Genomic DNA, 10,823 nt, shown 5'->3' on the forward strand with positions numbered 1-10,823 from the left:
CTATTTATTCGTTTTATCCAGTGACACAGTTGGTGTTACACTCTCAAAGTTTGCATTGTCGAAGTGTCGGCCGATTCGCGTTCGTTTGTTGTTTTGGATACGTTGGACACCCAAGAAGCCGATTCCGTTCGCCTACGTCACGTAATTAGCTAGACCTAAGCATATCGATGCCTGACCTATATATCATTACCGGTTCTAATGGCGCTGGTAAGTCTTCCATTGATCCCGAATATTTGCCACCCAATATCCAGCATCAATACTCAGTTTTCGACGGCGATTTGCTATTTGTCCAAAAGCGGCGCGAATTGTTTCCAGCATAGCTGGCTCTGCTATCCTAATTTCTTCAACCGCTCCAATATCTTCAAATCTCGGGCATCCATCTTTGAAAAGGCAAACCATTTTTTGCCTAGGTCTTTGAGTGAAGCACCGATATGGTATACGATGGATTCATCCAAAATAAGAAACCTATCATGCGATGCTTCAAATTTCCGAACCGATATACGAGCATACTGTGCGTTGTGTTTGTCCAGATCGAGCGCCAAAACCCTCCCTTTTTCCGCTTTGTGAATAAGCTGAGTACGGTATCATCCACATAATTGTCTATCAATATGATGGAAGACGAAGCCTTACGGATTATGTCTGCTACGAATGTGTAGGCGTCGAACACTTGGCTGTCATAAAAGATACCTTTTTCGCGGTCAAGCTGTTTGGATTCCAGGGCTTCGAATATGATTTCAAACTGACGATTTGCCTCCAGCTGCTTGCGCTCCACTCTATCCAGTCGGTTAAGGACTAATGAATTGTTGGCAATAATCTTACGCATCTGGATGAATGCAGTCATAATTTGAATGCTTACGTTAGTCGCGATGTTACTTCTCAATACGGAGGCAAGCATTGCAACTCCTGACTCGGCGAACGCGAAAGGCAAGTACCCTCGTCCTCCATGCTTTTCACTTGAGGTGCCAAAATGGTACCTCAAGTTTGACCATTCGCTATCGGTCAATTGAAACATGAATTCTTGGGGGAATCGCTCTGCATTTCGCTTTACAGCTCTATTCAATGCCTTAGTTTCCACCCCGTACAATTCCGCTAAATCCCGGTCAATCATTACCTGTACGCCCCTGATCGTGAATATCTTGCTCTGGATGGCTTCGGGTTTCAGTATTCCGACATCTGTCTTTTCCATTAGGTTGTTGGCTTTACGGTTAAATTGTTTGCTAACAAATGTAGTAAATATAATGTTGCTGTACAAATAAATTTTAACCCAAATCCAATACTTTCCGGTTTCCCGTAATGCCATCACCTTTCTTACGGTTACCTTTGGGTAGTCAAAATTTGTAATTCTCCATCGGATGTTTTACCTTTCGTGTTATGCCATGTGAAATGCTGTAACATAATACCTTTGCTTTCACCCGGGGCCCCATTGCCACGGGATTACGGAAGCAAAGGTTGCCAGTTTGCAAAACTTCCTTTATTACGCTGTACTTACGGTAAGTGGTTTTCAGGAAAAACGGCTTCGCCGTGGCTTATTCATGCCTCCGGCGCAGCTTGTCCCTCTGGGGGTGGTAGGCCCATAGAGGTGCCATGCTGCGCAAACGCGTGAACATCCGTAACGCTCCGGCCAATGGAAATATTATATTAGCGGGGATTTTTTGGCAGGGGGCGGCCAAGAGGCCGCTCACGGAAGCGAGCGCATATCAAGATCACTTATCTCCGTAATGGCCGCATGCCGATATGATAACAACCGTGATCTCGGTTTCCCTTACCTGATAAATGATCCTATCGATCCATGGCCTTTTGGCCACTAAATGCTAGATTTTATCCCAAAAACAAAAACGGAATCTTTTAACTTATATGGATAACTCTCATAAAACAAGATCCGATTGCCCTGTGGGGCGCACCCAGAAGGTTGTTCCGTATTTGTTTTTTTCTTAAATTTACAAACACGGAACCCACATTGGCTCCGTTTTCCGTTAGCGGTCAGGCTAAAAAGACAACATACCAATGATAAGAACTTTAATATTTGTTGGAATTACGACGACCATCTTAAACTTGTTTGGCTGTTCGGGACGGACAAAAAAAGATGACGGAAAATTTTCAAAAGAAACGCAAGAACAACCTAATATGAATATCCAAGAATTTAAAGAAAATTGGGGATTAACAGCAATTCCAACTGAATTAGAAAAGCTAATTTATTTTCAAAACAATATTTCATCTCCCGAATTTTACGCACAAGGTTTTGCTGTAACAATTGATGATAAATTAGGCCTTAAAAGCTGGGGTGAGGAGTCATCATTTTTAGATAAACTGTTTCCTTTTGCACAAGCCAATGGAACTGGCTCGTTTTATGCAATTTGGAATGATGGAACCACAAAACCTATTAACGAGATGCCCATTGTGGTATTTGGCGATGAAGGGGGAACTCATATTGTGGCCAAAAATATTTTACAGCTACTTCATCTGATAACATTTGACACCGAAATTTCGGTTGATTTAGAACAAGCCTACTTTTACAAAAGCGAAGATTACGAAGAAAGCCGAGACCTGAATAAGTTTTTAAAATGGTTGCAAGAAAATTACGGTTTAAATCAAACGCTAAACCCATCCGAAATCATTACTTCTGCACAAGAAAAACACAAAGAGCAGTTTGACAAGTGGTTTGAACAATATTATAAAGTTGAATAAAAGCATCAAAGGCATTACAAGACTTAGGGAAGTACCCGGGGTTTTCGGTGTCCAGACCCACCACAGCGAAAAAGCCGCAGAAGAAATACAAGATCAACGGCGTCACCGTGGTCAGCGGCGATCCCACCTACCTATTCCTGTTTTCCTGAATAATAATTTTGTCATAGGTTAGTGTAATTGTGACAACGAAGGTATCAAAGTTTCCTATAAAACGGAAGAAAGGGTTGCCCGGCTAAGATGGTTCAGTGGTAGCTGTTACGATATCCTCCTTGATAAATTCCCAGTATTTACCGCGAAGGCACAGCGGATCGAAGTCCTCTTCCGCTTTACCGTGTAAATCGTCAGCAAAAAGTGGACATATTTAGCTGATAATTAAGAGAGGGTTTCCATAAGAACTTTTAACTTTAAACATTATGGGAACACCAAAGAAAAGCACCCCTGAGAAGTTCATCAAGGACATCCGTCGCAAGACCAGGGTATATCAAACTGGGTTTTAAATTCTTGGAACCCCGAAGGGCTCTATCAGCCCAAAAGAAGCTTATTATTCACTGATAAATTGCCTAATTTTGCAAAGACGGGTGACGATTTGCTTACGGACATGGACAAACCGAACCGACTTTAGGAGGTGAGCTCTTGAATGCCTTTAAAGGGAACGCTCATGAAAAATGGATGTACCTGTTGAAGCACATGAGCACTCTGAAAAAAGTTCCGACATTTTTGGACAAGCGGGTTTTCCAGCTCATCTTCAAGATATCGGAAGTTGCAAAACTGGGATAAACCTGACAAGATAAAGGTAGGTTTATCGCTCTCTCATCTACCTTTAAACGCGGACAAAACAGATGAAATTAAGAAAGGAGGAACGTATGGCATACGAAGCTAGTTTAAAGGCCAAATGGGATACCCAGAACGCCTTTGACACCATTAGAAAAGAAGAACGGGTCAGAGCAGAACGAGAAAAGCTAGACTCTGCAAAATTATTAAAGCAGTCTGGAGTTGCTATTCATTTAATAGTGGAGAGTTTAAAGCTTCCTTTAGAGGTATTAGAAAAATTATAAAGTTAATCGGCATACGAATAAAAAAAGCCATGCATTTAGAAATGCATGGCTTTTTTATTTTCAAGGAGAGAAAAGCGTTCGATAGAAAGTCAAACGGGGCTCTTGCGCGTTCGGACAAAACGACCTTCTAGAATGAGCGTTAAGAAAATTCAGTTAGCGCTAAAGATTAAAGCGCTGTGAAGAAGCGAAGAGAGGGTAGTGGGGAGAGCGGCTCCACAGAACTGCGGGTAAGAACTGAATTTTTAGCGAGAGCTAGACAGTCTTGACGTTATTCACTTGTGTTTGTTATCAGAGGCGTTCATGAACTCGTCACGTTGTTCCTCGGTCTGTGTTGGTTTATTTCATCAGTGCTTGTTTTCAAAGGTATTCATGAGCTCGAAGCAAAGCTTCTCGGTTGTGTTAAGACAAAGCAACAAAGTAATTCTCATTATTCACTTATCTTTGTTTAAGAAGCTTTCACAATTTAAGGCTTGCTCGACTATGGGTTAATGATAAGTCAAACGAGGCTCCGTATCCGTCCGACGAATTACATATTTTTTAGTTGGGAAAGATTTTTAAAGTTCTGTGGATAGAGCTCCTTTAGATTCTTATGGTTTATCGACGATATGTTTAGCAGGGTGTGTTTTAGCCGCTGGAAGGGATTTACCTCATGCTTCTTGCAGATGGCGAAGAACGAGTATATCATTGCCCGAGCGCTGCGCAGCTTCATGGCTTCCAGCGAAGAGGTAATTTTTATGGCCCAGGATGTCCGCTTAATCTTTAAATAAATAAAATCTAGCTTGATCGCCTTCACAGCGCTTATTCCACCTGTCAGCTTTCAATGTATATTTTTTAATTTCATTAGAGGTAAAAATTCCTTCATATGGTAAGGATTCATTATCATCTGAGTGTAGTGGAATGTCTTTTTGATAGAGTTTACTTCCTAGAAATTGAAAGTCCGTCGAGTCAAAAATAGTCTTTTTTATTTTGAACCCTGTTTTCTCTGCTAAAATGTTGAAACTTTTCAATGTGTGAATGAAAAAGTGTCTTGGCGCATCAAGCTGTACCCAGTTTTCGCGGAAGATCTCCCAAGCTTTATTAGCAATTGGTATGCGAACCAATAAGCAGCCTTTACGTTTCAATAATCTATGACAGAATTTTAACTCTTCTATTTGTCGATCCATATGTTCCAATACATGATGCATCATAATGAGATCATAATTGTTGTGGCTTAATTCTTCTAAGCTTTTCTTGTATATTTTGACTCCAAATCCATAATCAATTTCTTCGGGAATGAATTTATCAATACCGGTCACGTTTTCAAACCCAATATTGAAAAGGTTGCATATGTAGTTCCCTTTTCCACAACCTATGTCCAAAATCTTTTGTGAAGGAAGGGTTCTAATGGGTTCAAGGTAACTTAAAATGTCTTGATTCTTACCTTGTCTATATTTTTTCTTTATTCGAAAATTTCTAAACAATCTTTTAAATGGTGGTTGCCTTTTTAGTTTGGGACATTTAACATTAAAAGAATAGTAATTTGAAGGATAATACTTATGTATATTTAATGGTAGCGATTTGATTTGGATGCATCCACAGGAGGAACATTCGTCATAACGAAATTGGTCTCGAAAACCGAAATTCATTTCTCTAAAAATATATTCTTTGCCGAATGTAGAATTACAGATTCTGCAAACTTGTGACTCATACGTGCTTAAGGACATAGTGTCGTTCGATTTAAGAAATAGTATTAACGTATATTGTATTGATAAAGGTAAATTTATTTAATCAATTACTCTAGACTTTGATTTATAAAAAGTCCCATTTTGCTAAAGTTTTTCCAAACTTGTGCACTTCCCCAAAATCAGACCAATAAAAAGTAGAATTCTAGCCGGAAATCGCTGCATTTCATCAGATGTTCTATACTGTCTCGTTGAAACACTTGGGTCCCCGCATGGAGTCCAAGATAACGATTTACGAATGACGTTTCCCCAGCCGCTCCAATATCTTCAAATCCCGGGCATCCATCTTTGAAAAAGCAAACCATTTTTTGCCCAGGTCTTTGAGCGAAGCACCAATATGGTATACGATGGATTCATCCAAAATAAGAAACCGGTCGTGTGATGCTTCAAACTTCCTAACCGTTATACGAGCATACTGTGCGTTGTGTTTGTCCAGATCGAGCGCCAGCGCTTTGGATATTGCTTTTGTATAAATGGTTGCCGATACACCCTTTTTACGCTTTGTGAATAAGCTGAGTACGGTGTCATCCACATAATTATCTATCAATATGATGGAAGACGAAGCCTTACGGATTATGTCCGCAACGAATGCATAAGCATCGAATACCTGTCCGTCGTAAAAAATTCCTTGTTTTGGTACAAGATCCGCTTGTTGCAGCGCATCAAATACTTGGTTGAATTTGCCATCTGTTTCTAACTGTTTTCTTTCAATTGTATCCAAACGCTGGAAGATCGCTGCATTTTCATGCAGGAACCTGCGCATGGCAACGAAGTTGTCAATGATTTGGATACTGATTTTTACAGCCATTTCGCTTTTGAGAACCGTGGAGAGCATGGCAACTCCCTGCTCAGAAAATGCATGGGGTAACCGATAAGAAAATCTCAAGTTCGAGAGGTGGTCGCAATTTGCGACCACCTCATCCTTTTCTTTTTCAGTTAGCTGAAAGCAGTATCTCTCTGGAAAACGATCAGCATTTCGTTTAACCTGTTCGTTAATCCGCTTAGTTTCCACTCCATACAATTCCGCTAAATCCCGGTCAATCATTACCTGTACGCCCCTGATCGTGAATATTTTGCTCTGGATGGCTTCGGGTTTCAGTACTCCGACATCTGTCTTTTCCATAGGTTATTGGTAAGTTCATGTTGTTTTACTAACAAATATAGCAAAACCGGTGTTTACTTACAAATAATTTTTAATCAAACCCACCAACCTTCCGGTTTCCCGTAATGCCGTCACCATTCCTTCGGTTACCTTTGGCTAATCAAAATTTGTAATTCTCAATCGGATGTTTTATCTTGCATGTTATAACGACCATATAAGCCAACAGGCCTAAGAAATATATTTAATGAATCAATAACATCATATAATCAATAGCCAAATTCACTAACCACTAACTATCAATAAAACGACCAACACAAACCATTATGCGTAAGCGTATCGTCTACCTTTTCCTCGTATTGGGATTCCTCATGCCTATGGCTTCGAATGTGCAGGGTAGGGAAGTGACTTATACCGCCACTAAGCAGAAAGATGCTGTGGTGTATATCACCAAAACAGGGGAGAAGTACCACAAGGAAGGATGCCAATACCTTAAGAAAAGCCAGATCAAGACCACGAAGAAAGAGGCCGTCAAGAATGGGTATGGGGCGTGTAAGTTGTAATCAATCGAAATATCAACAGCGAGAGTTTGAGTCTCTTCCTGAATAAATCAAAAAAAATAGACATCAAAAAGAATATAGTCGACCGAATGAACAGTCTCAATACCGCCAGCAGGCACTTTATTCAGCTCTTACACGGGTGTTGCTATACGCGTACGAATGTCAGCGTTTCTCTGGGTCGTCCATCCCCTTCTAACAACGCGAGACTTCCTCACAAATAAGGAATAACCACTGGCATTTAAGAAAAAGTATTTTACCAACCGATGTTTGGCTATTATAACGCTTCGAACATACGTTCTTTGGATGACATTTCTCCACTTGTTTCCGCTGATTCCATTCATAAGGAAATTGACATAGACCGCCCATCATTCATTGAGGTCAAATTTTTTGATGACCGTGACCGATATCTGAATGGCGCTTCGGTCATTGCCTTTCCCGGAGATTCCATCCATATCCGATGTAACCCCTACGACGAAACGAAAGCTTGGATAGTGTTCGGGGGGACAAATGCCGCCGGGCAGCAGGCGTATAACGATACAGACTATCATCCTGCCAGAAAATTTGCGCCTATTGATGCCCTGTTATCTATTTTGCCGGGCGACACGGACGGATTTTTGGAAAAAGTGGAGACAGCTATTACGGATGAGACCTCGGACTTTAAGCAGTTAGCGAACGCCGGAAGGGTGACGGAACAGTTCCTCGAACTGATAAAAACCTATTACCGGGCATCCTATTACGCTCATATCTTTGGAATACTGACAAGGACAAACATCCCACTTGATCTAGCAAAGAAAAAGGATATCCTTGCTATCCAGTTTGCAAATCTACCAGCCGATAGTCCACGGTATTACTCGATTAAGAACTTCCTGATTTACCTGAATGACCATTGTATATTCAGGATATCAGATAAGCTGGGTATTGAAAATCCAAACGACCTCCATACTAAAGGCAATATGCTAGTCGGGGACAGTGTAATAACTATCGACGATAATTTCTTTTGGCGTACAAATATGGAAGATGGGCAATTAAGGGAGGATTTATGGGCATTGAGTTTGATGGGCATCATAAAGACATTTCGTTCACGGTATGATTCGACGATACTGGAGCAATTCAATGCGGTGTTTCCGGAAAGTAGGTGGTCTTCCCTGATACACCAGCAATTCGCCGATTATTATCGGCCGGATACGATTCAGTATGTTCAGACCGTGCCTACTGAGATACTCGATAGCATTGGGAACTACGGAAGTTTCAGGCAGCTGTTTGAAGAGGGGTTAAAAGGAGATCGGGTTTATGTGGATCTATGGGCTACCTGGTGCTTGCCCTGCGTTAGCTCATTTAAATATAACAAAGACATCGACCCGTTCCTCCATAAACACGGAATCAAGCGCCTTTACATCAGCATCGACAATCTGGCACATAGTGAAAGATGGTTGGCAGATATTGAGCGTTATAAGCTCGGGGGGCAACACGCTCTATGCGGCCAATTGGTGTACGACGATTTGTTGGATGCATTATTTCCTGACGGTAAGGAGACATTGGCCATACCCCGGTATTTACTGGTCAATGAAAACGGCGAAATCGTGGAGACGTCAGCCCACGGCCCCGACGACTCACAAAAACTGTTCGAACAAATTAGGAAGGCTTTTAAAATAGAATGATTGAAACCCTTCCCCACTACCGTCAACTGTGCCAGGTTACCAAGGGCGGGGTGAACCTGCTGAGCATCAGTGAGGCGGCCGAGAAGATTTTCAGGCACCTCAAGCGGCAAAGCGACATCAATTTCGTCCACAAAGAATTGAGCGAGTAGCGGGATTTGATTTTTTGGGACAAAACTCTAAAGTCTAAAAAAATTAGCTTTTTATAGTTTTGTTTGGTATGTTTGTCCAATGGCAAAAATCACCTCCGTACATGATAAGTTTGTGAGGCAAATGCTGTCTGACCATCAGGCCGCTGTCGACTATTTCAGTGCAGCCTTGCCGGCGCACATTGCCGACAAGTTGGATTTCTCCACACTGGAACGGCAGTCCGGCAGCTATGTGTCCAAGGAATTGGAGAAGACCGTCTCCGATGTGGTCTACACCTGCCGCCGCAAAGGTGATACAGGCAGCGTTGATGTTTCTTTGTTGCTGGAGCACAAAAGCGCTCCGGATAAGCATACGCCGATACAGGTGGGCGGTTACCTGTTTTCAGGCTACCAGCAGCAGATCAAGCAGGGCCGCAAGCAACTGACGCCCATCATCCCGATCCTGCTTTACCATGGCAGGCAGAAATGGGAATATTGGACGCTGGACAGGCTGTTCGATGAATTGGGCGACGAATTGCTTGGATATATCCCGAAATTTGATTATGTTTACCANCCATGGCAGGCAGAAATGGGAATATTGGACGCTGGACAGGCTGTTCGATGAATTGGGCGACGAATTGCTTGGATATATCCCGAAATTTGATTATGTTTACCACAATCTGAGGGATTTGCCCGAAGAGGCCATCAGGGCGGTGGGCAACCAGTTTTTGGTATCCGCTTTGCTGCTGATGAAGTACGCATCCGATAAGCGCAAGCTGAAGGGGCTGCTTCCGGAGATATTATCCATCGGGTTGGCGCAGGGCAGTGAAGGCCAGCAGGTAGGGTTGGTGATTTACGGTTTTGAGTTGGTCGAGTTAACGGAGGAAGAGATAAAAGAGATTTTAGACAGATTATCGTCAGACATAAAGGACAAAGTCATGAGTACGTATGATTTATTAATTGAAAAGGGTCGGAAAGAGGGTGTCGAAAAAGGTATCGAGAAAGGCGCTGAGCAAAAGAGTTATGAGTTTGTAGTCAAGCTCTTGGATGCAGGTAAATTTACCGTCGCTGAAATTGCCAATTACGCAACGGTATCGGAGGATTTCGTCAAGAAAGTCCACGCCGATTTGGCCAAAAAGAAGAAATAGGTTTTACCGTTCTTACTATTGTATAAGAAAGCTGCTTGCGGGTGGCTTTTTTATTTTTAGGTGGGCCTACTTTTTCAAATATTCTTCCTTCTCTTTTAAAAGCCGTATCGTATCTTCCTGTTCAGCGATTCTTGCCAGCAAATCCTCAATTCTGGTAGCTTGGTAGCTCTTTTCGCTTTTCAACTCAGTAAATTTATACTAAAAGTATTAGCTTTTAAATGGGGTTTTATTATCTTTGCATATGACCAAAACTAAACAACCTTCTATCGGGAAATTCATAGACCCGCTAACGGACTGGGGATTCCGCCATCTATTTGGGCAGGAACCCAACAAAGAAATCCTAAAAGAATTCCTCAATGACCTGTTTCAGGGAGAGAAGCATATTGCTGAACTCGAATATGCACCCAATGAATATGACGGAGATGATGGCACGGACAAACGCGTCATTTTCGATTTGCATTGCCGTGGCGATAACGGCGAATACTTCATCGTGGAAATGCAGCGCATCCGGCAGGACTTCTTCAAGGACAGGGCGCTGTTCTATATCTCCCGGCTGATCCAGCGGCTGTTGAAGAAGGGGCGGGAATCAAACGATTACCAACTGCCCGAGGTCTACCTGATCGGTATTTTGGAATTCAGCATGGATACCGATGAGCAAGAAAGGTACTTCCACGACGTTGCGCTGATGGAAAAAACTTCGGGCAAAATTTTTTACAATAAATTGGGGTTTAAATTCTTGGAACCCCGAAGGGCTCTATCAGCCCAAAAGAAG

At 42.1% G+C, this 10,823-nt stretch carries 11 protein-coding genes and 1 pseudogene; 8 read left to right on the forward strand and 4 right to left on the reverse strand.

Annotated features, from left to right (window positions below):
* Window positions 1-167: 167 nt before the first annotated feature.
* Window positions 168-320, forward strand: a complete 153-nt coding sequence (locus NF543_RS24495) for a hypothetical protein (RefSeq protein ID WP_257670818.1) — start codon at window positions 168-170, stop codon at window positions 318-320.
* 86 nt (window positions 321-406) lie between these two features.
* On the opposite strand, the gene NF543_RS24500 is transcribed toward NF543_RS24495, so the two are convergent.
* Entirely contained in the window at window positions 407-1,186 is a 780-nt protein-coding gene (locus NF543_RS24500) for an ORF6N domain-containing protein (RefSeq protein WP_257670819.1), read from the reverse strand.
* An 818-nt stretch (window positions 1,187-2,004) separates the two neighbouring features.
* Here NF543_RS24500 and NF543_RS24505 point away from each other — a divergent pair.
* Together NF543_RS24505 and NF543_RS24510 are read left to right on the forward strand one after the other, a co-directional pair.
* On the forward strand, window positions 2,005-2,685 hold the full coding sequence (locus NF543_RS24505; protein ID WP_257670820.1) for a hypothetical protein: 681 nt from the start codon (window positions 2,005-2,007) through the stop codon (window positions 2,683-2,685).
* 839 nt (window positions 2,686-3,524) lie between these two features.
* On the forward strand, window positions 3,525-3,740 hold the full coding sequence (locus tag NF543_RS24510) for a hypothetical protein (protein ID WP_257957572.1): 216 nt from the start codon (window positions 3,525-3,527) through the stop codon (window positions 3,738-3,740).
* 526 nt (window positions 3,741-4,266) lie between these two features.
* Here NF543_RS24510 and NF543_RS24515 read toward each other — a convergent pair.
* The 3 genes and pseudogenes from NF543_RS24515 to NF543_RS24525 form a co-directional block, all read right to left on the reverse strand.
* A pseudogene (locus NF543_RS24515) lies at window positions 4,267-4,483 on the reverse strand (IS66 family transposase); the annotation flags it as partial.
* Between the two features lie 9 nt (window positions 4,484-4,492).
* The gene (locus NF543_RS24520) at window positions 4,493-5,200 is read right to left on the reverse strand and encodes a class I SAM-dependent methyltransferase (protein WP_257670822.1); all 708 of its coding nucleotides are present in this window, start codon (window positions 5,198-5,200) and stop codon (window positions 4,493-4,495) included.
* A 493-nt stretch (window positions 5,201-5,693) separates the two neighbouring features.
* Complete coding sequence (locus NF543_RS24525; protein ID WP_257670823.1) at window positions 5,694-6,584, reverse strand: ORF6N domain-containing protein; 891 nt, start codon at window positions 6,582-6,584, stop codon at window positions 5,694-5,696.
* 302 nt (window positions 6,585-6,886) lie between these two features.
* On the opposite strand from NF543_RS24525, the gene NF543_RS24530 reads away from it, so the two are divergent.
* The 5 genes from NF543_RS24530 to NF543_RS24550 all read left to right on the forward strand — a co-directional run.
* The gene (locus tag NF543_RS24530; RefSeq protein ID WP_257670824.1) at window positions 6,887-7,123 is read left to right on the forward strand and encodes a hypothetical protein; all 237 of its coding nucleotides are present in this window, start codon (window positions 6,887-6,889) and stop codon (window positions 7,121-7,123) included.
* A gap of 260 nt (window positions 7,124-7,383) precedes the next feature.
* A complete protein-coding gene (locus NF543_RS24535) occupies window positions 7,384-8,778 on the forward strand; it encodes a TlpA family protein disulfide reductase (RefSeq protein ID WP_257670825.1) in 1,395 nt (464 codons plus the stop codon).
* Window positions 8,775-8,927, forward strand: coding sequence for a cysteine peptidase family C39 domain-containing protein (locus NF543_RS24540; RefSeq protein ID WP_257670826.1), 153 nt, complete (start codon window positions 8,775-8,777; stop codon window positions 8,925-8,927). The genes NF543_RS24535 and NF543_RS24540 overlap by 4 nt, the downstream gene beginning before the upstream one ends.
* A 121-nt stretch (window positions 8,928-9,048) precedes the next feature.
* Window positions 9,049-9,528 carry an Rpn family recombination-promoting nuclease/putative transposase gene (locus NF543_RS24545; RefSeq protein ID WP_444511719.1) on the forward strand — a complete coding sequence of 160 codons (480 nt, stop codon included), beginning with the start codon at window positions 9,049-9,051 and terminating at the stop codon, window positions 9,526-9,528.
* 764 nt (window positions 9,529-10,292) lie between these two features.
* Window positions 10,293-10,823 (forward strand): Rpn family recombination-promoting nuclease/putative transposase (locus tag NF543_RS24550; protein ID WP_257670828.1); only part of this gene is annotated, 531 nt, incomplete at its 3' end.

The organism is Parapedobacter tibetensis (assembly GCF_024704835.1).
Taxonomy (GTDB): Bacteria; Bacteroidota; Bacteroidia; order Sphingobacteriales; family Sphingobacteriaceae; genus Parapedobacter; species Parapedobacter tibetensis.

Coding starts and splice junctions, on each gene's coding strand:
- NF543_RS24510 (WP_257957572.1), top strand. CDS start 3,525: ATGAAATTAAGAAAGGAGGAACGTATGGCATACGAAGCTAGTTTAAAG.
- NF543_RS24540 (WP_257670826.1), top strand. CDS start 8,775: ATGATTGAAACCCTTCCCCACTACCGTCAACTGTGCCAGGTTACCAAG.
- NF543_RS24495 (WP_257670818.1), top strand. CDS start 168: ATGCCTGACCTATATATCATTACCGGTTCTAATGGCGCTGGTAAGTCT.
- NF543_RS24500 (WP_257670819.1), bottom strand. CDS start 1,186: ATGGAAAAGACAGATGTCGGAATACTGAAACCCGAAGCCATCCAGAGC.
- NF543_RS24525 (WP_257670823.1), bottom strand. CDS start 6,584: ATGGAAAAGACAGATGTCGGAGTACTGAAACCCGAAGCCATCCAGAGC.
- NF543_RS24505 (WP_257670820.1), top strand. CDS start 2,005: ATGATAAGAACTTTAATATTTGTTGGAATTACGACGACCATCTTAAAC.
- NF543_RS24530 (WP_257670824.1), top strand. CDS start 6,887: ATGCGTAAGCGTATCGTCTACCTTTTCCTCGTATTGGGATTCCTCATG.
- NF543_RS24535 (WP_257670825.1), top strand. CDS start 7,384: ATGTTTGGCTATTATAACGCTTCGAACATACGTTCTTTGGATGACATT.